Annotated in this window: 22 protein-coding genes; 14 read left to right on the top strand and 8 right to left on the bottom strand. The window is 60.4% G+C overall.

From position 1 onward, the window contains the following. The 5 genes from AEP_RS11660 to waaF are packed head-to-tail and all read left to right on the top strand — an operon-like array spanning position 1 to position 4,071. The gene (locus AEP_RS11660; RefSeq protein WP_087495536.1) at positions 1-1,350 is read left to right on the top strand and encodes an ATP-binding protein; all 1,350 of its coding nucleotides are present in this window, start codon (positions 1-3) and stop codon (positions 1,348-1,350) included. Positions 1,351-1,408: 58 nt separating this feature from the next. After that, positions 1,409-1,867 carry a glycerate kinase gene (locus tag AEP_RS11655; RefSeq protein WP_087495535.1) on the top strand — a complete coding sequence of 153 codons (459 nt, stop codon included), beginning with the start codon at positions 1,409-1,411 and terminating at the stop codon, positions 1,865-1,867. A 50-nt stretch (positions 1,868-1,917) separates the two neighbouring features. Next, positions 1,918-2,868 carry a branched-chain amino acid transaminase gene (locus tag AEP_RS11650; RefSeq protein ID WP_087495534.1) on the top strand — a complete coding sequence of 317 codons (951 nt, stop codon included), beginning with the start codon at positions 1,918-1,920 and terminating at the stop codon, positions 2,866-2,868. 2 nt (positions 2,869-2,870) lie between these two features. Continuing rightward, on the top strand, positions 2,871-3,077 hold the full coding sequence (locus AEP_RS11645) for a zinc-finger domain-containing protein (protein ID WP_087495533.1): 207 nt from the start codon (positions 2,871-2,873) through the stop codon (positions 3,075-3,077). Further along, positions 3,070-4,071 (top strand): lipopolysaccharide heptosyltransferase II, encoded by a 1,002-nt coding sequence (gene waaF / locus AEP_RS11640; protein ID WP_087495532.1) that lies wholly within the window; start codon positions 3,070-3,072, stop codon positions 4,069-4,071. Before AEP_RS11645 ends, waaF begins: the two co-directional genes overlap by 8 nt. A gap of 284 nt (positions 4,072-4,355) precedes the next feature. Here waaF and AEP_RS11635 read toward each other — a convergent pair whose 3' ends face one another. Next, on the bottom strand, positions 4,356-5,036 hold the full coding sequence (locus AEP_RS11635; RefSeq protein ID WP_087495531.1) for a nucleoside/nucleotide kinase family protein: 681 nt from the start codon (positions 5,034-5,036) through the stop codon (positions 4,356-4,358). Positions 5,037-5,167: 131 nt separating this feature from the next. On the opposite strand from AEP_RS11635, the gene AEP_RS11630 reads away from it, so the two are divergent. The 5 genes from AEP_RS11630 (at position 5,168) to AEP_RS11610 (ending at position 9,796) form a co-directional block, all read left to right on the top strand. After that, positions 5,168-6,160: a substrate-binding domain-containing protein gene (locus AEP_RS11630; RefSeq protein WP_087495530.1), complete on the top strand. Its 993-nt coding sequence runs from the start codon at positions 5,168-5,170 to the stop codon at positions 6,158-6,160. Between the two features lie 165 nt (positions 6,161-6,325). Further along, positions 6,326-7,285, top strand: coding sequence for an ABC transporter permease (locus tag AEP_RS11625; protein ID WP_087495529.1), 960 nt, complete (start codon positions 6,326-6,328; stop codon positions 7,283-7,285). After that, entirely contained in the window at positions 7,285-8,073 is a 789-nt protein-coding gene (locus AEP_RS11620) for an ATP-binding cassette domain-containing protein (RefSeq protein WP_087495528.1), read from the top strand. The genes AEP_RS11625 and AEP_RS11620 overlap by 1 nt, the downstream gene beginning before the upstream one ends. Positions 8,074-8,087: 14 nt before the next feature. Continuing rightward, positions 8,088-8,540, top strand: coding sequence for an RbsD/FucU family protein (locus AEP_RS11615; protein WP_087495527.1), 453 nt, complete (start codon positions 8,088-8,090; stop codon positions 8,538-8,540). Further along, entirely contained in the window at positions 8,537-9,796 is a 1,260-nt protein-coding gene (locus AEP_RS11610; RefSeq protein WP_087495526.1) for an ROK family transcriptional regulator, read from the top strand. Before AEP_RS11615 ends, AEP_RS11610 begins: the two co-directional genes overlap by 4 nt. A 5-nt stretch (positions 9,797-9,801) precedes the next feature. Here the strand turns inward: AEP_RS11610 and AEP_RS11605 are convergent, their stop codons facing one another. From AEP_RS11605 to AEP_RS11595, 3 genes are all read right to left on the bottom strand, one after another. Then, positions 9,802-11,055, bottom strand: a complete 1,254-nt coding sequence (locus tag AEP_RS11605; protein ID WP_087495525.1) for a HAMP domain-containing sensor histidine kinase — start codon at positions 11,053-11,055, stop codon at positions 9,802-9,804. 2 nt (positions 11,056-11,057) lie between these two features. Then, entirely contained in the window at positions 11,058-11,774 is a 717-nt protein-coding gene (locus AEP_RS11600; protein WP_087495524.1) for a response regulator, read from the bottom strand. Positions 11,775-11,878: 104 nt separating this feature from the next. Continuing rightward, positions 11,879-13,222 carry an AmpG family muropeptide MFS transporter gene (locus AEP_RS11595; protein WP_087495523.1) on the bottom strand — a complete coding sequence of 448 codons (1,344 nt, stop codon included), beginning with the start codon at positions 13,220-13,222 and terminating at the stop codon, positions 11,879-11,881. 40 nt (positions 13,223-13,262) lie between these two features. Between AEP_RS11595 and AEP_RS11590 the strand changes: the two genes are divergently transcribed. Then, on the top strand, positions 13,263-14,120 hold the full coding sequence (locus AEP_RS11590) for a M48 family metallopeptidase (protein ID WP_087495522.1): 858 nt from the start codon (positions 13,263-13,265) through the stop codon (positions 14,118-14,120). Here AEP_RS11590 and AEP_RS11585 read toward each other — a convergent pair. Continuing rightward, a complete protein-coding gene (locus AEP_RS11585; protein ID WP_087497299.1) occupies positions 14,110-14,901 on the bottom strand; it encodes an exodeoxyribonuclease III in 792 nt (263 codons plus the stop codon). The two genes, AEP_RS11590 and AEP_RS11585, sit on opposite strands and share 11 nt — an antisense overlap. Positions 14,902-14,911: 10 nt before the next feature. On the opposite strand from AEP_RS11585, the gene pyrE reads away from it, so the two are divergent. Further along, positions 14,912-15,583 carry an orotate phosphoribosyltransferase gene (gene pyrE, locus AEP_RS11580; RefSeq protein WP_087495521.1) on the top strand — a complete coding sequence of 224 codons (672 nt, stop codon included), beginning with the start codon at positions 14,912-14,914 and terminating at the stop codon, positions 15,581-15,583. Positions 15,584-15,586: 3 nt separating this feature from the next. Further along, the gene (locus tag AEP_RS11575) at positions 15,587-16,249 is read left to right on the top strand and encodes a DUF4124 domain-containing protein (RefSeq protein ID WP_157673150.1); all 663 of its coding nucleotides are present in this window, start codon (positions 15,587-15,589) and stop codon (positions 16,247-16,249) included. A 3-nt stretch (positions 16,250-16,252) separates the two neighbouring features. Here AEP_RS11575 and gatB read toward each other — a convergent pair whose 3' ends face one another. The 3 genes from gatB to gatC are packed head-to-tail and all read right to left on the bottom strand — an operon-like array spanning position 16,253 to position 19,604. Further along, on the bottom strand, positions 16,253-17,770 hold the full coding sequence (gene gatB / locus AEP_RS11570) for an Asp-tRNA(Asn)/Glu-tRNA(Gln) amidotransferase subunit GatB (protein ID WP_087495520.1): 1,518 nt from the start codon (positions 17,768-17,770) through the stop codon (positions 16,253-16,255). Between the two features lie 2 nt (positions 17,771-17,772). Then, positions 17,773-19,290, bottom strand: a complete 1,518-nt coding sequence (gene gatA / locus AEP_RS11565) for an Asp-tRNA(Asn)/Glu-tRNA(Gln) amidotransferase subunit GatA (RefSeq protein WP_087495519.1) — start codon at positions 19,288-19,290, stop codon at positions 17,773-17,775. Positions 19,291-19,304: 14 nt separating this feature from the next. Further along, complete coding sequence (gatC, locus tag AEP_RS11560; RefSeq protein ID WP_087495518.1) at positions 19,305-19,604, bottom strand: Asp-tRNA(Asn)/Glu-tRNA(Gln) amidotransferase subunit GatC; 300 nt, start codon at positions 19,602-19,604, stop codon at positions 19,305-19,307. Between the two features lie 201 nt (positions 19,605-19,805). On the opposite strand from gatC, the gene AEP_RS11555 reads away from it, so the two are divergent. Beyond that, positions 19,806-20,849 carry a rod shape-determining protein gene (locus AEP_RS11555; protein WP_087495517.1) on the top strand — a complete coding sequence of 348 codons (1,044 nt, stop codon included), beginning with the start codon at positions 19,806-19,808 and terminating at the stop codon, positions 20,847-20,849. Positions 20,850-20,880 lie beyond the last annotated feature (31 nt).

Here is a 20,880-nt window from a genome sequence, read left to right as displayed (position 1 = left end):
ATGTCTCGCCTGCACTCCATGCAACTGCGCCTGCTGGCCTATCTGTCGGCCGGCGTGGCATTGGTCTGGCTGGCTGCTGCGGCCTGGACCTGGGTGGACGCCCGGCATGAACTCGATGAGCTGCTCGACAGCCACCTCACCCAAGCGGCCGCTTTGCTGGTGGTGCAGCAGTCGCATGTGGACGACGAGGCGGACGACGAGGAAGCCCCTGTCCTGCACAAATACGCACCGCGTGTCGCGTTTCAGGTCTTCCATGAAGGCGTGTTGGTGGCCCGCTCGGGCAACATCGGAACGACGCCCATGAGCCGCGAAACCCGCGGTTTCGACACGGTGGCCCTGGACAACGGCGAACGCTGGCGGGTGTTTGCCACCCGCGGCAGCAAGCGCGATATCCAGGTGTATGTGGGTGAGCAACTCGATTCGCGCAACGGCATCCTCAAGGCCGTGTTGCGCGGCATGTTGCTGCCGTCGATGTTGGCCTTGCCACTGTTGGCAGCCCTAATGTGGTGGGCTGTGCGCAAAGCCATGGCGCCCTTGGACGCCTTGGGTCAGAGCTTGCGCAGCCGCGCCCCGGACAGCACGGTCCCGGTGCCCCGCGACGACTTGCCCACGGAAATGCGGCCCATGGTCGATGAGCTCAATGCCTTGTTGCAACGCATCGAGGGCATGGTGGCGTCAGAACGCCGCTTTACGGCCGATGCGGCCCATGAGCTGCGCACGCCCATCGCCGCCATCCGCACCCAGGCCCAGGTGGCCATGGGCGCGGTGGATGATGCGGACGAGCGCCGCCATGCCCTGCAGAACACCCTGGCCGGATGCGACCGGGCTGCACGCCTTGTCGACCAACTGTTGACCCTGGCGCGGTTGGATGCCCCCGTAGCCGCTGCTGCCACCGGGCCTACCGATCTGAGTGCCCTTGCCCGCAGTGTGGCAGCCGACATCGCTCCCCAGGCCTTGGCCCAAGGACAGGATCTGGAGTTGCAAGCGCCCTCGGCCTGCATGGTGGCTGCCGATGAAACCCTGCTGCGCATGCTTCTGCGCAACCTGCTGGACAACGCGAGCCGGTACTCCGGCCCCGGTGCTAGCATTTGGGTGGAAGTGACGGCCTCCGGCGGCATGGCGCATTTGACGGTACAGGACGGCGGACCCGGCTTGACCGATGCGGAGATGGCTCGCTTGGGCGAGCGCTTCTTCCGGGTACTGGGGTCGGCCCAAACCGGTAGCGGCTTGGGCTGGTCCATCATGCGGCGCATTGCCGAGGCTACGGGTGCCCGCGTGCAACTCGGCCGTTCAGGCACGCTGGGAGGCCTGCAAGTCCAGGTGCGCTGGCCACTGGCGACAGCGGGCTAAGACCCGATTTTCGGCAGGGCGTCTCCGGAAAGGACCGCGGAGCCTGCCAGAATTACGCATGTTTTTTCAAAAAATCCAACGTTTCGTGATCCCCTTGGCTGCGCTGGCGGCCTTGGTCTTGAGTTACCGCCACTACAGCTGGCCGGGTGTGGCCCTGGTGGGCGGCGGGCTGGTGATGTGGCAGTTGCTGCATTTCACCCGCATGTTGCAGGTGCTCAAGCGGGCGGCCAACCGGCCCATCGGACATGTGGACAGTGCCGTGATGCTGCACTCCAAGTTGCGCCCCGGGGTGCCCCTGCTGCACGTGGTGGCCATGACCCGCTCTCTGGGCCAACTCGAATCCCCCAAAGATACCCAGCCGGAGCGCTTCCGCTGGACTGACACCTCCGGCAGCAGCGTGCTGTGTGTGTTTCTGGGTGGCAAGTTGCAAAGCTGGGAGCTGTTCCGGCCCGAGCCGCCAGCGACTGAGGAGGCGGCAGGAACCCCGGCGGCCGTGACGGTGGACGTCGCCCCGTAAAATCTTCCTTTTTGCAACACCTGCAACCGAATTACTTCAAGGACACCCCGATGAGCGTACTACCTCCCTCCATGTCTGATCGCGACGGAAAAATCTGGATGGATGGCCAGATGGTCGAATGGCGTGACGCCAAGATCCACGTGCTGAGCCATACGCTGCACTACGGTTGCGGTGCTTTTGAAGGTGTGCGTGCCTACAACACCGTGAACGGGCCGGCCATCTTCCGCCTGCAGGAGCACACCGAGCGCCTGTTCAACAGCGCCAAGATTCTGCGGATGGCCATTCCTTTCACCCAGGAGCAAGTCAATGACGCCCAGTGCGCCGTGATTCGCGAAAACAAGCTGGAATCCGGTTACCTGCGCCCCCTGACTTGGATCGGCGACAAGAAGCTGGGCGTGTCCCCCAAGGGCAACACCATCCACTTGATGGTGGCCGCATGGGCATGGGGTGCGTACCTGGGGGAAGAGGGTATGCGACGCGGCATCCGCGTCAAAACCAGCAGCTACACCCGCCACCACGTCAACATCACCATGACGCAAGCCAAGGCGGTGAGCAACTACACCAACTCCATTCTGGCCAACATGGAAGCCACGGATGATGGCTACGACGAAGCCCTGCTGCTCGACAGCTCCGGTTTCGTGTCCGAAGGTGCTGGCGAAAACATCTTCGTGATCAAGAACGGCGTGATCTACACCCCCGACTTGTCCGCTGGCGCCCTCAATGGCATCACCCGCAACACCGTGTTCCACATCGCCAAGGACCTGGGCCTGGAAATCGTGCAAAAGCGCATTACCCGCGATGAGGTCTACATCGCGGACGAAGCCTTCTTCACCGGAACCGCTGCAGAAGTGACCCCTATCCGTGAACTCGACCGCATCGAGCTGGGCAAGGGCGACTATGTGGGCAGCCGTGGCCCGATCACCGAAAAAATCCAAACCGCGTTCTTTGACATCGTCAACGGACGCAATCCCAAATACGCCCACTGGCTCACGAAAGTCTGATCATGTCCAAAGCTGTTGTTGAACTCTTGGCCAAAGACCTGAACCACCAGGGTGGTGTGTTTTGCCCCAGCCCGGTGGCAGGCATGCAAACCTGGAACACCCACCCCAAGGTCTACCTCGACGTAGGCCGCGCCGGCGAAGCCAAGTGCCCTTATTGCGGCACGGTGTACAAGCTGAAGGACGGCGAGCATTTCGACGGACATCATTAAGGCCCTGGTCATCGCGCCCCAGTGGATTGGGGACGCGGTGATGACAGAGCCGCTGCTGCGTCGTCTGGCGGCGCGGGGCGAGCGCATCACGGTGGCTGCGGTGCCTTGGGTGGCACCCGTCTACCGTGCCATGCCCCAAGTCGCCGAGGTCCTCGTCTTGCCCTTTGCGCGCGGTGGCGTGCAGTGGGCCGCCCGCCGGGCGTATGCCGCTGCCTTGCGCGGCCAATTTGCCAAAGCCTACGTCTGTCCCAACTCCCTGAAAAGCGCGCTGATCCCTTTCTGGGCAGGCATTCCTGAGCGCATCGGCTACACCGGCGAGCTTCGGTTCGGCATGCTGAACCAGCGCCTGCCCAATCCGCCCGAAGGCAGCCGTCCGCCCATGGTGGCGTTTTACTCCGCCCTGAGTGGTGAGGCCGGCGTGGACACAGACCGGCCTGCTTTGCAAGTGGCAGCAGATGCCATTGCCGCCGTGCTGGCACCGCGTGCCTTGCACGCGCAGGGCTTCTATGTGGTGGCGCCTGGTGCCGAGTACGGCCCGGCCAAGCGCTGGCCTGCCACCCACTTTGCAGCCTTGGTAACCCGGCTGGACAAGCCTGTCTTGCTACTCGGCTCCGCCAAAGACGATGCGGTGTGCAACGAGATCGCGGAGGCGGTGAACGCCGTCCGCCCCGGCCACTGTGCGAATCTTGCCGGACGCACCAGCCTGGACGAAGCCGTGGCCCTGATTGCCGGGGCGCATGCCATGGTGAGTAACGATTCCGGTCTCATGCATGTGGCGGCGGCGTTCGGGGTGCCGCAGGTCGCGATCTTCGGATCTTCCAGCCCGCTGCACACACCGCCGCTGAACCCGGCCGCCACGGTCTTGTGGCTGAAGAACGATCCCTCCTACCAGCCCCCTCTGGATTGCGCACCGTGTTTCAAGCGGGACTGCCCCTTGGGCCACACCCGGTGCCTGAACGACATCACGTCGGATAAAGTGCTATCGGTTTTGTAGCTGCCCGCGCATATTCCATGGGCGCCATGGCCAAAATCGGTACAAAAAAAAGCCACCCGAAGGTGGCTTTATAAAGTCCCCGGAGGGACGTCGTTGGAACCTGTTGAAGGAGGCCTATGTTTGGCCTTCTCTTCTATCCTTGTGAACTGTGACAGCAGCTGGGGTGAATTTTCGTGCGGCGTCGCACAAAGCGGTATCCCCCATTCGGGTGAATTTGCAGCTTTTTGCAAAGTTTTTGCCAATCTTCAGATTTTTTCAGGCTGCGCCGTAGAAGCCGTGGCGGCCTAAAACCCGGCAAGAATCCAATCCGCCCGGTGCCGGGTGGCTGCAATGCGCACGGCATTCGGTTCGTCGGTGTCACGTATCCAGTCGCGGGCGGCCTGTTCGCTGCGGCCGAATCGCATGTGCCGCTCCAGCAGGCGCTGGTGGCGGGTCACAGGGTCCAAGTCCAGGTACCAGGCTTCATCCAGCAGGGCGCGCACTTCTGCCCAGGGGCCTTCTTCCATCAGCAGGTAATTGCCCTCGGTGATCAGCAGTGGTTTGTCGCCCTCCAGCGCAGTGCTTCCCGCGATGGACTCCTCCAGGCCACGGTCAAAGTCGGGCGCATAGATGGTTTCACCCGGGCTCTGCTGGCGCAGGCGCTTGAGCAAATCCACAAAACCGGCACTGTCGAAGGTCTGCGGGGCGCCTTTGCAATGACGCAGCCCCAAGCGGGCCAACTCCCGGTTGGCGAGGTGAAAGCCGTCCATGGGCAGGTACTGGCTGCGGTCGGCAAAGTGGCGTTGCAGAGCCTGGGCCAGTGTGGACTTGCCGGCGCCCGGCCCGGCAGCAATGCCGAGAATGACGCGTCGCCCTTGGGCCAGCAGCGTCTCCACGCGCGCTATGGCCTCCAAAGGCAGGGTGAAGGCGGGAGCGGGGACGGTTTCCGGAGTCGAAATATTTGCGGCCTGATTAGGGTTTTCCATAATTAAATTAACTTGATTTAGTTGGTCGGTGAAGTTTATAGTCCGTCCACGCCGAAACCAGAGCGTAGTTCCCCGGGGCCCATTCCCGGGGTTTCATGACCACAAGTGTCGTACCGACCGAGGAGACTTGAATGAAAAAATCCACCACCCTGGCGCTGACCGCCATCGCCTTTGCCGCTTCCGCCGCCACGTCTGCATTCGCTGCTGAGCCCGTGATCGGCCTGATCACCAAAACCGAAAGCAACCCCTTCTTCGTGAAGATGAAGGAAGGCGCTGAAGCCGAAGCCAAGAAACTCGGCGCCAAGTTGTTGAGCGCTGCCGGCAAGCAAGACGGCGACACCGCCGGCCAGATCGCCGCGATGGAAAACATGGTTGCTGCTGGCGCCAAGACCATCCTGATCACTTCTTCCGGCGACGCTATCGTCCCCACCATCAAGAAAATCAAGGCCCAAGGCGTGCAAGTGATTGCTTTGGACAGCCCCGTCGACGAAGCTGACGCTTTGTTCGCCACCAACAACTACAAAGCTGGTGAGTTGATCGGTGCTTATGCCAAGGCTGTGATGGGTGGCAAGAAGCCCGTGATCGCGACCATGGACTTGTTCCCCGGGCACCCCGTGGGCGCACAACGCCATAACGGTTTCCTGGCTGGCTACGGCTTGAAGTCCCTGGACGCCAAGAGCAACGAATTGGCTCAACCTGCTGAAGTGGTCTGCATGGCGGACAGCTACGGCGACGCAGCCAAGGGCCAGACCGGCATGGAAAACTGCCTGCAGAAGAACAGCAACATCAACGTGGTGTACGCCATCAATGAACCCGCTGCTGCAGGTGCTTACAAGGCTCTGAAGGCCGCCGGCAAAGAAAAAGACGTCGTGATCCTGGGTGTGGACGGCATGTGCTCCAACGGTGTGGGCAACGTCGAGAAGGGCGTGATCGCTGCGACCAGCATGCAATACCCCCTGAAGATGGCTGCAATGGGTGTGGCGGCCGGCGTGAAGTACGCCAAGGACGGCAAGCGCCAGACCGGCTACACCGACACCGGTGTGGATCTGGTGGTGGGCAAGGCTGTGGCCGGCATCAAGAGCATCGACACCAAGACCGCACGTGGTCAGTGCTGGGGCGATTAATTGCCCAAGCGCCGGTCAGGCTTACGGCCTGAGCGGCAAGGGGTCAGCAGTTGCTGACCCCCTCTCCGAAAGCTCCAGGGATGGGGCTTTCGTTTACTCATCCCTTTGTGCATAGCCCGGTGGCAACGACTGTCTCTCGCCACAGATCTAGCAAAGCTGACTTCCATGAACACGCTCAAAGCCAAACTTCCCCCGATGGGAACCTTAGGTCCGGCTATCGCCCTCGTGCTGGCCTGCGCCTTCTTTTCTTTCCAGCATGAGAACTTCCTCACGCTGAAGAACTTTTCCCTGATCCTGCAGCAAGTCATGGTGGTCGGCACGATCGCGATCGGCCAGACCCTGATCATCCTGACCGCCGGCATCGACCTGTCCTGCGGCATGGTGATGGCACTGGGCTCCATCGTCATGACCAAGTTCGCTGCCGACTACGGGCTGAGTGCTCCGGTCGCCATTTTGTGCGGCATTGCAGCGACTACCTTGTTCGGCCTGATCAATGGCTTGCTGGTAACCCGCGTCAAGCTACCACCCTTTATCGTGACCCTGGGGACATTGAACATTGCGTTCGCCATCACCCAGCTCTATTCCCGCGCCCAAACAGTTACCAACATCCCCGACGGCATGAATCTGTTGGGCGAAACCTTCACCCTCGGTGCGGCCCGCGTACCCTTCGGCGTGGTGCTCATGCTGACTTTGTATGTGGCTGTCTGGATTTGGCTGCGTGACACCGCCCAAGGGCGCCACGTGTACGCCGTCGGCAACAGTCCCGAAGCCACCCGTCTTACCGGCATCTCCACAGAAAAAGTGTTGCTGGGTGTCTACGTTCTCGCAGGTGTGTTCTATGGCATCGCGTCCACATTGGCAGTAGCCCGTACCGGTGCCGGCGACCCGAATGCCGGTCAGACCGAAAACCTGGACGCCATCACCGCCGTGGTACTGGGCGGAACCAGCCTCTTCGGCGGCCGCGGCATCATTATTGGCACCCTGGTCGGCGCACTGATTGTGGGTGTGTTCCGCAACGGCCTGACGCTGATGGGCGTGTCCTCGGTGTACCAGATTCTGGTGACCGGTATTCTGGTGATTCTGGCGGTCGCCACGGATCAAATGTCCCGCAAAGGAGCACGTTAATGAGCGCCCCGCAAATCGTGATGCAGGCCAAGGGCCTGGTCAAACGCTATGGTCAAGTTACTGCTTTGGATGGCGCGGACTTTGAACTTCGCGCCGGTGAAATTCTGGCGGTGATCGGTGACAACGGCGCAGGCAAGTCATCGCTAATCAAGTGCCTCTCCGGAGCCACCATTCCCGACGAAGGTGAAATCCTTCTCGACGGCAAAGTGATTCACTTTAAGAGCCCTATCGACGCACGCATGTCAGGCATCGAAACGGTGTACCAGGACCTCGCCGTGGCGCCAGCCATGACCATCTCTGAAAACCTGTTTCTTGGTCGTGAACTGCGCCGCGCAGGGTTGCTGGGCAAACTCGGTTTCATTGACAAGAAACGCATGCTCACCGAGAGCATTACCCGTATGAACGATCTCAAGGTCGGCATCCGCTCCATGACGCAAGCGGTGGAAACACTATCCGGCGGCCAACGCCAGTGTGTGGCGGTGGGGCGTGCGGCAGCGTTTGCACAACATGTGGTCATCATGGATGAGCCCACTGCAGCACTCGGTGTGAAAGAGGGCAATATGGTGCTCGAGCTGATCCGCCGCGTGCGCGACAAGGGCTTGCCAGTCGTGCTGATTTCTCACAATATGCCGCACGTGTTTGAGGTGGCAGACCGCATTCACATTGCCCGCCTGGGAAAGCGCGCGGCGGTGGTCAATCCCAAGAAAATCAGCATGAGCGATACCGTGGCGGTGATGACTGGTGCCAAATCCGTGGATGATTTGCCTGAAGACGCTTTGGCTTATTAAGAAAGAGGCAAACCTTGCTCAAGGGAATCGATCCGGTCCTGACACCGGAATTGCTCAAGGTGATGATGGAAATGGGCCATGACGACACCATCGTGCTGGCCGATGCCAATTTCACCGCAGTGCGCTATGCCAATGGCAAACCACTCATCCGTTTGCCTGGCATTGGCATGGCACGCGCTGTCGCGGCCGTGACATCGCTGATGCCGCTGGTTGCGGACGAACGGCACCCGGTGGGCTACATGCACGTGAGCGGGCAGCCCCAAGGTTACCGCTCTGCGCTCCAGCGGGAAGTGCTGGAAACCTTGGAAGCCGGCTTCCTGCAAGGGCAAACGGCCGAAGCCATTGAGCGCTATGCCTTCTATGAACGAACAGCGTCGGCCTTTGCCATCGTTCTGACGGGCGAGTTGCAGCCATTCGGGAATTTCTTGTTGCGCAAGGGAGTGATCGGCGACAATCTCCGACCATGAACTTCGTCGAATCCCTGCCGAACGCACGCGCTGATGCACTGGCCCCGCCAGTGGCCACGGCGCCCCCGGTGTTGCGGCCACGTGGCTCCAACCACGTGGGCATGCGCCAGTTCAATGAACGGGTGGTTCTGCAGGCGGTTCGACTGAATGGCAGTTTGCCCAAAGCAGACCTGGCCCGATTGACCGGGCTGACTGCCCAAACCATTGGCTTGATTACCACCCGGCTGGAAGACGACGGACTTTTGTTGCGGCAAGACCGGGTGCGCGGCCGTATTGGCCAGCCCTCCGTGCCCATGGCCCTGAACCCGGATGGCGCTTTCTCCCTCGGCATCAAGATCGGCCGGCGAAGTGCAGACTGGCTGTTGGTGGATTTCACAGGTGCGGTTCGTGCGCGTGAAACCCTGCCGTATGACTTCCCGGATGCCGAAGCCTTGTTGCCCGAAGTGCAAAAGCGCATGCGCGCCATCCAGGATGGTCTGGGCCCCTTGGCGCAGCGCATCGTCGGTGTAGGCGTAGCCGCACCCTTCAACTTGGGCGGCTGGCACAAGATGCTGGGCTTGTCCGAGACGGTGTCTGACCAATGGAATCATATTGACCTGGCCGCCCAAGTACAGGCCATGACCGATGTGCCGGTAAGTTTCGCTAAAGACACGCAAGCCGCGTGTGTGGCGGAGCTGGTGTCCGGCCGTGGTCGTGATCTGAAAAGCTTTTTGTACCTGTTCGTCGACACCTTTGTAGGTGGCGGCTTGGTGCTGAACTCGCATCTGCACGGCGGCATCCACGGCAATGCGGGTGCGGTAGCGTCTTTACCCTTGCAAGTGGCCAGCGGCGGTGCAATTCCTGAGCAACTGCTGGCCCATGCCTCTTTGTGGGAGCTGGAGCAGCACTACAAGGAAAAAGGCCTGGACCCCACGGCGGCCTACGATGATCGTGCCCTAGAAGGTGCTTATGCACCCTTGACGGATGCTTGGATCGCCAGTGCGGCCCAAGGCCTGGCGCAGTGCGTGGTGAGCGGCACTGCTTTTCTGGATCTGGATGCGGTGGTGATTGACGGGTCGTTCTCCCGCACCATGCTAAAGCGTCTGATTGACCAGACCACATTGGCGCTTCGCAATTACAACTGGGAAGGCCTGTGGCCTGCCAAAGTCATTGCCGGCAGCATCGGTTCCGACGCTCGCGCCTTGGGCGGCGCCTTATTGCCCTTGCATGAAAACTTCGCACCGGACCGCGACCTGTTTTTGAAGGTCACGTCCTGAATCGATTAGCCCCTCCGCAAGGGTAGCCGGATTTCAAAGCAGGCACCGCCTTCAGGCCGGTTGCTGCATTTCACGCTACCCCCATGCCGCTCGGCAATGGACTTCACCAAGGCCAAGCCCAGACCGACGCCACCTTCCCGCTCGGAAGCGCCGGGTAGCCGGTAAAACGGCTCGAAAATGCGCTCTTGTTGTTCAGGCGGAACTCCAGGCCCCGCATCACACACCTGCAACACCGCCCAATCGCCGTCCTGCCGCAGAATCAAATGGACTTCTCCAGCGCCGTAGCGGCGGGCGTTCTCCAGCAGGTTGCGCACGGCGCGCCGCAACAACTTGGCCACACCGGGGACCGCAAGCTCAGCCGCTTCCACATCCAGCTGTGCCTGATTGCGCGCACATTCTTCAGCCGCCAGACCGATTAACTCCACGGCTTCAATCGTCCCGAGGTCGGCCTCTTTGGCGTCCAGTCGGCTGGCGAGCAGGATCTCTTCGATCAGCTGATCCAGCTCGCTGATGTTGCGTGAGATCTCTTGCTTGAATGCCGGGCTGGGCGAGCTTCCCATGAGCTCCAGACCCATGCGGATGCGCGCGAGCGGTGACCGCAACTCGTGCGATGCATTCGCCAACAGAGACTTCTGGGACGCGAGCAAGGTATCGCGGGATTTGACCAATGTCTCTATCTGCTCCGCAGCATGGTTGAACCGGGAAGCCAGAAAGCCCACCTCGTCGTCGCCTTGCATGGCCACACGGGCACTCAGGTCACCATTGCCCCAGCGTTCGACGCCATGTTGCAAACTCTCCAAGCGCCGCGTAAGCCGCCGGATGATGGGGTAGGTGCCCAGCGCCACCGCCAATGCCACCAGCGCCAAAGTCCAGACGAAGCCGAAAGGGGCACGGAAGCTGCTGTTGGGCGGGCGCGGAAGGTGCAAATGAATGGTCTGGCCGTCTTGCATGCGCACCAGAAATTCAGGGCCACGGCCGAAACGTCCAGGACGGTTTTCATCCAGGGCGTCGGGGCCGTCGTCCTTGTTATCGGCGGGAGGGGGCGCATCGCCCATGCCCAGACCGGGGACTGGGGGCGGTGGCCTGCTCAAACGGGCTCGGCCGCTGCCAATGACTTCGCCATATTCATTGCGGACCACCACTTCCCGAAGGGGCGGCTCGCTGGTCATGCGCCAAGCCCAACCCGCGAGCAATGTCAGCACGATCACCGTCAGCACGACGGCGAGCCAGATGCGGACGTAGAGCCGGTGCAGGAACACGGTCAGTCCTGCTGGCGGGCGAACACATAGCCGACGCCGCGCACAGTCAGAATGCGTTTGGGGTCTTTGGCATCCACTTCAATTGCCGCGCGGATGCGGCCCATGTGCACGTCAATGGAGCGGTCAAAGGCTTCCAGCTCGCGGCCGCGTACGGCTTCCATGATCTGGTCACGGGTGAGTACACGGCCTGCACGTTCAGCCAGCGCCACGAGCAAATCAAACTGGTAGGAGGTCAGTTCACAGGGTTTGCCTCCCACGACTACCGTGCGTGCATCCCTGTCAATTTCCAGGGTGCCAAAGCGAAGGGCTTTGCTGTTGGTTGCCGGAGCCTCGCCTTTGCGACGCAAGATGGCGCGTATGCGAGCCAGCAACTCGCGGGGCTCAAAAGGTTTGGGCAGGTAGTCGTCAGCGCCGATTTCCAATCCGATGATGCGGTCCATGGCATCGCCTTTGGCGGTCAGCATGAGTACCGGCACCTGACCCATCGCACCGGGGAGGGCGCGGATGCGACGGCAGATCTCCAGGCCGTCCATGTCGGGCAGCATCAGGTCCAGGATGACCAGATCGGGAGCATCATGTCCGGTGTCGGGTGCAAGCCGGGCGAGCCCGCTGTGCCCGTCGCCGGCATGGGCCACGGAGAATCCGGATTGGTCCAGATACTCGGCCACCATGGAGGCAAGCCGGGCATCGTCTTCGATCATGAGCAGGTTTTGGCGCATGCCCGCAGTCTAGTCCCGGACGCTACAGAAGGTATGCGCCGGGCCTGAAGTTTCCGTAAAGTTGGGTAAATTTCGCTATATAAATGATAGCTTTCCGCGCACATTCAATGGGCGGGAGAGTCAGTTTTCATTCTGGACGCAAATGCAATCAGCACCAATACCGGAACCCCCAGGCAGGCAGTGCCAATGAAGAACTGGGTGTAGCCGAATGCGTTGACAAAGTCGCCCGAGAACCCGGCCAGAAACTTGGGCAATAGCACCATCATGGAACTGAACAACGCATATTGCGTGGCGGAGTAGCGCACGTTCGTTAGCGATGACAGGTAGGCCACGAATGCAGCGGTGGCTATCCCGCTGGAGAAGTTGTCTGCTGAAATGACCGCAATCAGGGCGTGCAGGTCATGCCCGCGGCTACCGAGCCAGGCAAATAGCAAATTGCTGCCGGCACTCAGCACCGCACCCAGCATCAGTACCCGCAACACCCCCATCCGCATGGCCAGTGCACCACCCACAAACGCACCCACCAGTGTCATGATCACTCCGTAAACCTTGGTGATCGAGGCCACTTCTCCCTTGGTGTAGCCCATATCCACATAAAAGGGGTTGGCCATGATGCCCATGACTACGTCGCTGATCCGGTAGCTCGCAATCAGGGCCAGGATCAGGGCCGCATGCCAGCGGTGCCGTTTGAAGAATTCGGAAAAGGGTTCTACCAAAGCACTTTGCAACCACTCCGCCGCATTGCGCGCCGGCGCCAATGGGCGCGGTGCTGGCTCCCGGGAAAAGACCACGGTGAGCATGCCCGGCAACATGCTGAGCGCCATGACCAGGTAGGCGGTGCGCCACGCGGCGTATTGGTACAGCTCCGCATTGGGGGTTTCACTGGCGGCCGCAATCCACAGGGCGCCTGCACCGGCCCAGATCATGGCCAAGCGATAGCCCGCCATATAGGTCGCAGACAAGGCAGCTTGGTGCTGGCTGTCGCCCGACTCAATCCGGAAAGCATCCAGTGCGATGTCTTGCGTGGCGGAGGCGAAAGCCAATGCAATCGCGCACCACACCACGGGCGCCAAGGCCTGCTTTGGATCGGTGAAAGCCATGATGCACAAAGCCAGCATGATGGCGCTTTGCGCCAGGATAAGCCAACTGCGGCGACGGCCCAGCAAACGCGTTAATACCGGAATGGGCAGGCGATCCACCAGCGGTGCCCACGCCCACTTGAAGCCGAAGGCGATGCCCACCCAACTCATGTGGCCGATGGTGCTGCGGTCCACCCCCGCTTCACGCAGCCAGAAGCTCAGGGTGCCGAATACCAGCAAAAACGGCAGTCCCGCGGAAAAACCCAGCGAAAGCATGCGCAAAGAGGCAGGCTCTGCATAAACCCTGAGGGTGTCCCGCCAGTGGGGTTTGTCATCGGGGCGCGGGGTGTCAGGCGTTACAGAGCTCATCGGGGAATAATACCTGTCCACTCAGGAGTCTTAGCCAGCCATGCCGACCGTTCTTGTTGATTTGCCAGTCACCCGTCGCTCATTCCACCTTGGTGTCGCGGCGTTGGCTTTCGCCCTCGCCGCGCTGGCTGCCTTGCCTGCCGTTGCGCGTGAGGGGGTGGACGTGGGCGGCAACTCGGCTTTCAGCAAGCTGGTGCCCGCTGAAGAAATAGAACAATCCGCCGCCCAGCAGTACGCGCAGATGTTGGCCAAGGCTGATCAGCAACGGGCGCTGGCCGGCAAAGAGCACCCGCAGCTGCAGCGCCTGCGCGCGATCGCCCGGCGCATCGTTCCTTATGCAAACGAATGGAATCCGCGTGCCAAAAACTGGCAGTGGGAGGTCAACCTGATCGGATCCAAACAGATCAATGCGTTTTGCATGCCGGGCGGCAAGATTGCCTTTTACACCGGCATTCTGGACACCCTCAAACTCACCGATGACGAAGTGGCGATGGTCATGGGGCATGAAATCGCCCATGCCTTGCGGGAACACGCCCGGGAGCGCATGGGCAAGACGGCGGCCACCGGCTTGGGCGCGAACTTGCTGAGTCAGGTATTGGGGCTGGGTCAGGTCGGGCAAACCGTCACCCAATACGGCGCGCAGTTATTGACTTTAAAGTTCAGCCGCGAAGACGAATCAGAGGCCGACCTCGTGGGGCTGGAGCTCGCAGCACGGGCGGGCTACGACCCGCGCGCCGGCATCAGTCTGTGGCGAAAGATGTCCGCTGCCAACAAAAATGCCCCGCCGCAGTGGCTTTCCACTCACCCTGCTGGCGACACCCGCATTGCTGACATGGAGGCCGCCATGCCCCAAGTGGTACCTCTGTATAACAAGGCGCAGAAACCGTCTACAAAGTGAAGTCGTAGCCCACGGTGATGGGCGCGTGGTCAGAGAACTTTTCTGTCTTGTAGATGGCAACCTCTTTGGCTGTCGCAGCCAGGGCAGGCGTAGCCAAGTGGTAATCCAGGCGCCAGCCTACGTTCTTCGCATAGGCCTGTCCGCGGTTACTCCACCATGTGTAGCAGTCGTCGGTGGCCGTAGGTTCCAGCTGGCGATACACGTCGACCAAGCCGCCTTCGCTGAGGGCCTTGCTCATCCAGGCGCGCTCTTCCGGCAAAAAGCCTGAGTTCTTCTTGTTGCCTTTCCAGTTCTTCAGGTCGATTTCCTGGTGCGCGATGTTCAAGTCTCCGCACAGCACGAGTTCCCGTTCTGCCCTGAGCTGCTGGAGGTGAGGGTAGAACTCGGCGAGAAAGCGGAACTTGGCCGCCTGTCGCTCTTCGCCTGAAGAGCCGCTGGGAAAGTACGCGCTGATGATGGAAAACTTGCGCGATGGGGTGTCGAAACGCAACTCAACATAGCGGCCTTCGGCGTCAAATTCGGCAGAACCGTAGCCGATGCGCACATCGCTCGGGGCATGTTTGGTGTAGACCGCGACGCCGGAGTAGCCCTTTTTCTCGGCAAAGTGAAAGTGTCCCTGGAGCTCACCGAAAGACTCGAAGCGCCCGGCGATATCAGGTGCCTTCGCTTTCACTTCCTGCACGCAAATACAATCAGGCTGCGCCTGCGTGAGCCAGGCTTCCAGGCCTTTGCTGGTGGCGGAACGGATGCCGTTGAGGTTGAGGCTGGTTAATTTAAACAAGGAATTCCCCATGTCGGATAAAGACCCGTTGGCCCAAGAGTTTGTGCAGTTTGCAATCGAGTGCGGGGTGCTGCGGTTCGGCGAATTCAAAACCAAGGCCGGCCGCATGAGCCCCTACTTTTTCAATGCCGGGCTGTTTGACGACGGGGCCAAACTCGGACGGCTCGCCGGATTCTATGCGCAGCGTTTGCTGGCGAGTGGCATCGAGTTCGATATGGTGTTCGGCCCGGCCTACAAGGGCATTCCCTTGGGCGCGGCCGTGGCGATCGAGCTGGCGCGTCTCGGCCGTAATGTGCCATTTGCCTACAACCGCAAAGAAGCCAAAGACCATGGCGAAGGCGGCACTTTGGTGGGCGCGCCACTCAAGGGTCGCGTGTTGATCATTGATGACGTGATGTCTGCTGGAACCGCGGCACGTGAGTCCATCGCCATCATTCAGGCCGCTGGTGCGACCCCCCATGCTGTCTGCATCGCCCTGGACCGCCAGGAAATGGCGACAGAGAACGGCCAGGATGTGCCTTACAGTGCAGTGCAGTACGTGCGCGAGCAGTTGGGTCTGAAGGTCTGCGCAATTGCGAAGCTGGGGGATTTGATGCAGTATCTGGATCAAAGCACGGGCTCTACCCAGGATGCCCAGCGCGTGTTGGCCTATCGCCAACGTTACGGGGTTGAAGAAAGATAATTCATGAACAAGGCAACGATCGCAGCTCACCTGGCCCTCGCGGCATGGGTGGCCGGTACCTCCACCAATGTCAGCGCGCAGGCCGTTGCGCCTGTGCAAGGCGGGGTGTACACCTGCGTAGATGCCAAGGGCCGCAAATTGACCTCCGACCGGCCTATCGTGGAATGTATTGACCGCGAGCAGAAGATCCTGAACCCCAGCGGTACGGTGCGTGCCAAAGTGGGCCCCAGCCTGACCGCTAAAGAATTGGCGGATATCGAGGCCAAGGAAAAGCGCGAAGCCGAGGAGCGCAACCGCACTGCCGAAGAAAAGCGGCGTGACCGGGCCCTGCTGACCCGGTACCCCAGCAAAGCGGTGCATGACCAGGAACGCGCGGATGCCTTGGCGCAAATCACGGTGGTGATCAAAGCGGCGAGCAACCGGCTCGAAGAGTTGGGGAAACAGCGCCGATCTATCGACGAAGAGATGGAGTTCTATAAAAAGGACCCCACCAAAGCCCCGGCATATGTGCGTCGCCAACTTGAAGAAAACACCCAGAGCCAAGCTGTGCAACGCCGTTTCATCGGTGAGCAGGAGGCTGAAGTCAAACGCGTCAACGAGCGCTTTGACGATGAACTGGGGCGGCTGAAGCAGCTCTGGGCTGCAGCAGCCGCGGTTCCGAAATAACCGCTAATTGGCGAGTTTGCTACGCAGCAGGTCGTTGACCTGTTGCGGGTTTGCCTTGCCTTTGCTGGCCTTCATGATTTGACCCACGAGGCCGTTCAGGGCCTTTTCGTTCCCCGCCTTGAACTCAGCGACGTTCTTGGCATTGGCGGCAATCACTTCATCGACGATCGCTTCCAGCGCGCCGGTGTCGTTCATCTGCTTGAGATCGCGGTCAATGATGATCTTTTCAACATATGCTGCCAGATCACTGATGTCGTTATGGCGTTCAGCGCAAAGCGCTTGGAATGCGGTCTTTGCACCGCCGCCGTTGATCTCGCCGGACGCAATCCGCTTCACGATTTCGCCGACTGCCCGCGGGTTTGGGACCTCTGGATCGTCGATGGATATCCCTTGCTTGTTGGTGAACGCTGAGACTTCACCCAAGACCCAGTTCGCTGCGAGTTTGGGTTGACCACTGATCTGAGCCGCAGTCTCGAAATACTTTGCAATCATCTGGCTTTGCGTAAGCTGCGTCGCATCGTATTCACTGAGGCCGTAGTCCGCCTGGAAGCGTGTAGCCATATTGCGGGGCAATTCGGCCATTTGCGCTCGCACCGTCTCGATCCACTGCTCTGAAATACATAGCGGCGGCAGGTCGGGGTCGGGGAAGTAGCGGTAGTCGGCCGCATCTTCTTTGGTGCGCATGGCGCGTGTTTCACCCGTGTCGGGGTTGAAAAGTACGGTGGCTTGTTGGATCTCGTGGCCGTCTTCAATCTGCTCGATCTGCCAGCGCACCTCGTAGTCGATGGCTTGCTGCATGAACTTGAAGCTGTTCAGGTTCTTGATCTCGCGGCGGGTGCCCAGGGGTTGGCCGGGTTTGCGAACCGACACGTTGGCGTCGCAACGGAAAGAGCCTTCCTGCATGTTGCCATCGCAAATGCCGATCCAGGTCACGATCTTGTGCAGTTCTTTCGCATAGGCCACGGCTTCTGCACTGGAACGCATGTCTGGCTCCGTCACGATTTCCAGCAGGGGCGTACCCGCGCGGTTCAGATCGATACCGCTTTGCCCGATGAAGTCTTCATGCAGCGACTTGCCGGCGTCTTCTTCCAAGTGCGCGCGCACCAGGCGCACGGTTTTCTTTTCGTCACCCAAGAAAAACTCCACGGCTCCGCCTTGCACCACCGGAATCTCAAACTGGCTGATCTGATAGCCCTTGGGCAGGTCAGGGTAGAAGTAGTTCTTGCGGGCAAAGATGCTGCGCGGAGCAATATGCGAGTTGATGGCCAGGCCGAACTGGATGGCCCGCTCGACCGCGCCTTTGTTCATCACCGGCAAGGTGCCGGGCAGGGCCAAGTCCACCGCGCAGGCTTGTGTGTTGGGCTCTGCACCAAAGGCCGTGCTGGCGCGCGAAAAAATCTTCGACTGGGTCGAAAGTTGGGCGTGGGTTTCAAAGCCGATGATGACCTCGTAGCCATGCACCAGCGGGCCGGTGGGGCGGCCTTGTTGTTGTGCTTCGAATGTGTTCACAGTCTCACTCATGTTCAGAATCCTGCGGGCTTGGCCAGGTGGTAATCGGTGGCTTGTTGGAAACGGTGGGCTGCGTTAAGCAGGCGCGCTTCGTCGAGGTAATTGCCCAACAACTGCATCCCGATGGGCAGACCCTTGTCCGCTTCAGACTTGGCAAAGCCGACGGGGATGCTCATGCCTGGCAGTCCGGCCAGTGAGCCGGACAGGGTGAAGATGTCGGCCAGGTAGTTGGCGACAGGATCATCCGATTTTTCACCGATCTTCCATGCCACGGTAGGTGCCACGGGCCCGGCGATCACGTCGCATTCCTTGAACGCGTTCTGGAAATCGTCCGCGATCATGCGGCGGATCTTTTGCGCCTGCAGGTAATAGGCGTCGTAATAACCATGGCTCAGCACATAGGTGCCGATCATGATGCGGCGTTTCACCTCGTCGCCAAAGCCTTCGGCGCGGGTCTTTTTGTACATGTCGGCCAAGTCGCCGTAGTTCTTGGCGCGGTGGCCGAACTTCACACCGTCAAAGCGGCTCAGGTTGCTGGACGCTTCTGCGGGCGCAATGATGTAGTACACCGGGATGGACAATTCGGTGCGTGGCAGAGCAATGGGCACCAGCTTGGCGCCGAGTTGTTCGTACTGTTTGAGCGCGGCATCCACTGCGCTTCGCACATCGTCGGACAAACCGTCCCCGAAAAACTCTTTCGGTACGCCTATGCGCAGGCCTTCGATGCTGTCGTTCAGCTTGCGAGTGAAGTTCTCCGCGGGCGCGTCCAGAGAAGTGGAGTCACGGTCCGGGTCCGGGCCGCACATCGCGGACAACAGCAAGGCGCAGTCTTCGGCACTGCGGGCCATGGGACCAGCTTGATCCAGACTCGAGGCAAATGCCACCATGCCGTAGCGGGAAGCACGGCCGTAGGTGGGTTTGATGCCGGTGATGCCGCAAAACGCGGCCGGTTGGCGGATGGAACCGCCAGTGTCGGTGCCTGTCGCAGCGGGTGCCAGGCGGGCTGCGACCACGGCCGCGCTGCCGCCGGAGGATCCGCCCGGAATCCGGGTGGTGTCCCACGGATTGAGTACCGGTGCGACGGTGTCGCTGCCCACTGCCGCAACCGCCGTGTTTTCGTTGCTCGAGCCCATTGCGAACTCGTCGCAGTTCACTTTGCCCAGGGTTATTGCACCTGCTTCTGCCAGCTTGCTCACCACGGTGGCATCAAACGGCGAACGGTAGCCCTTGAGCATGCGGGAGCCGGCGGTAGTGGCGAAGTCGCGGGTCACAAAGATGTCTTTGTGGGCCAATGGCAGGCCTTCCAGCGCACCAGCGGTTCCGGCGGCAATGCGTGCGTCGGCGGCTTTCGCCTGTGCAAGTGTGGCTTCTGCGTTGAGGTCTACGAATGCCGCAAGGTTGGCGTGTGCTTTGCTGCGGTCTAGAAAATGCTGAGCCAATTCAGTGGCCGAAACTTGTTTGTCCGCAATCGCTTGCACCAGTTCTTGAACACTCAGGTCGTGCGGCGCGCGGGTGGAGAGAGGAGTCGTCATAACTTTACGTGGCTTTACTCAATGACCTTGGGGACCAGGAACAGGCCGCGCTCGACGGCGGGGGCACTGCGCTGGTTGGCTTCACGGTTGTCGGGCTCGGAGATTGCGTCATCTCGCAAGCGCAAGGTGATGTCCTGGATGGCGGCTACCGGGTGTGCCAAGGGTTGAACACCCGTGGTGTCCACAGCCCGCATGGCCTCGACAATCCCAAAAAAACCATTCAATTGTGTGAGCATGCGCTCACTTTCAACGGGCTGCAATTCAAGGCGCGCCAAGTTGGCAATGCGGGCGATGTCGGAAGATGTCAGTGACATGGGTGTAGAAGAGTTGAAACCAAGGGTAATTCGTGTGAAACCACGGTTTCCCCTGAGAGTTATTCACAGGCGATGGGTTATTATCCTGCCTTTGGCCGAGAGACCGGAAAACCCCGGACTTTGACGTCAAGCTTACGATTTCAAATTGTTAAAACCGGTGATGCAGCGCCGAAGCGTGCTGTGTGCCTGAGAGGATATGTAATGTTTGGAGCTTTCCGTCAGTATTTTTCTACTGACCTGGCGATTGACCTCGGTACCGCCAACACCCTGATTTTTGTGCGTGACAAGGGCATCGTTCTTGACGAACCCTCCGTCGTCGCCATCCGCCACGAAGGCGGCCCCCAAGGCAAGAAAACCATCCAGGCCGTAGGCCGCGAAGCCAAGGCCATGTTGGGCAAAGTGCCCGGCAACATCGAAGCGATCCGCCCGATGAAAGACGGCGTGATTGCCGACTTCACGGTGACTGAGCAGATGCTCAAGCAGTTCATCAAGATGGTGCACCCCCGCGGCGTGTTCAAGCCCAGCCCCCGTATCATCATTTGCGTGCCTTGCGGCTCCACCCAAGTGGAACGTCGGGCTATCCGTGAATCCGCGCTCGGCGCAGGCGCCAGCGACGTCTACCTGATTGAAGAGCCCATGGCAGCAGCCATCGGTGCCGGTTTGCCAGTGGCTGAAGCCAGTGGCTCCATGGTGGTGGACATCGGCGGCGGTACCACCGAAGTGGGCGTGATCTCCCTGGGCGGCATGGTCTACAAGGGCTCGGTCCGTGTTGGCGGCGACAAGTTTGACGAAGCCATCATCAACTACATTCGCCGTAACTACGGAATGCTGATCGGTGAGCCCACTGCAGAGGCCATCAAGAAGCAAATCGGTTCTGCATTCCCCGGCTCTGAAGTCAAGGAAATGGAAGTCCGCGGTCGCAACCTGTCTGAAGGTGTGCCACGCAGCTTCACCATCTCTTCCAACGAAATCCTGGAAGCACTGACGGACCCGTTGAACAACATCGTGTCCGCCGTCAAGAACGCCTTGGAACAAACCCCGCCTGAATTGGGTGCCGACATTGCCGACCGTGGCATGATGCTGACGGGCGGTGGCGCCTTGTTGCGCGACCTGGACCGTTTGCTGGCCGAAGAAACCGGTTTGCCGGTGTTGGTCGCTGAAGACCCGCTGACCTGCGTGGTGCGCGGTTGCGGCATTGCACTGGAGCAGATGGAACGTTTGGGCTCCATTTTCACCAGCGAATAAACGCTTCGAGTTACTGAACGCCGGACGCAGC

It is taken from the genome of Curvibacter sp. AEP1-3 (genome assembly GCF_002163715.1).
GTDB lineage: Bacteria > Pseudomonadota > Gammaproteobacteria > Burkholderiales > Burkholderiaceae_C > Allorhodoferax.
The sequence above is the reverse complement of the archived record's forward strand: the minus strand, read 5'-3'. Positions and strand labels throughout refer to the sequence as shown.

Bases quoted from the DNA above. Each gene is read 5' to 3' on its own strand.
- AEP_RS11655 (WP_087495535.1), top strand. From the start codon at position 1,409: ATGTTTTTTCAAAAAATCCAACGTTTCGTGATCCCCTTGGCTGCGCTG.
- gatB (WP_087495520.1), bottom strand. From the start codon at position 17,770: ATGAGTGAGACTGTGAACACATTCGAAGCACAACAACAAGGCCGCCCC.
- pyrE (WP_087495521.1), top strand. From the start codon at position 14,912: ATGTCGGATAAAGACCCGTTGGCCCAAGAGTTTGTGCAGTTTGCAATC.
- AEP_RS11625 (WP_087495529.1), top strand. From the start codon at position 6,326: ATGAACACGCTCAAAGCCAAACTTCCCCCGATGGGAACCTTAGGTCCG.
- AEP_RS11620 (WP_087495528.1), top strand. From the start codon at position 7,285: ATGAGCGCCCCGCAAATCGTGATGCAGGCCAAGGGCCTGGTCAAACGC.
- AEP_RS11650 (WP_087495534.1), top strand. From the start codon at position 1,918: ATGAGCGTACTACCTCCCTCCATGTCTGATCGCGACGGAAAAATCTGG.
- AEP_RS11555 (WP_087495517.1), top strand. From the start codon at position 19,806: ATGTTTGGAGCTTTCCGTCAGTATTTTTCTACTGACCTGGCGATTGAC.
- AEP_RS11575 (WP_157673150.1), top strand. From the start codon at position 15,587: ATGAACAAGGCAACGATCGCAGCTCACCTGGCCCTCGCGGCATGGGTG.
- gatA (WP_087495519.1), bottom strand. From the start codon at position 19,290: ATGACGACTCCTCTCTCCACCCGCGCGCCGCACGACCTGAGTGTTCAA.
- AEP_RS11645 (WP_087495533.1), top strand. From the start codon at position 2,871: ATGTCCAAAGCTGTTGTTGAACTCTTGGCCAAAGACCTGAACCACCAG.
- AEP_RS11595 (WP_087495523.1), bottom strand. From the start codon at position 13,222: ATGAGCTCTGTAACGCCTGACACCCCGCGCCCCGATGACAAACCCCAC.
- AEP_RS11600 (WP_087495524.1), bottom strand. From the start codon at position 11,774: ATGCGCCAAAACCTGCTCATGATCGAAGACGATGCCCGGCTTGCCTCC.
- AEP_RS11610 (WP_087495526.1), top strand. From the start codon at position 8,537: ATGAACTTCGTCGAATCCCTGCCGAACGCACGCGCTGATGCACTGGCC.
- AEP_RS11590 (WP_087495522.1), top strand. From the start codon at position 13,263: ATGCCGACCGTTCTTGTTGATTTGCCAGTCACCCGTCGCTCATTCCAC.
- AEP_RS11660 (WP_087495536.1), top strand. From the start codon at position 1: ATGTCTCGCCTGCACTCCATGCAACTGCGCCTGCTGGCCTATCTGTCG.
- AEP_RS11630 (WP_087495530.1), top strand. From the start codon at position 5,168: ATGAAAAAATCCACCACCCTGGCGCTGACCGCCATCGCCTTTGCCGCT.
- AEP_RS11635 (WP_087495531.1), bottom strand. From the start codon at position 5,036: ATGGAAAACCCTAATCAGGCCGCAAATATTTCGACTCCGGAAACCGTC.
- gatC (WP_087495518.1), bottom strand. From the start codon at position 19,604: ATGTCACTGACATCTTCCGACATCGCCCGCATTGCCAACTTGGCGCGC.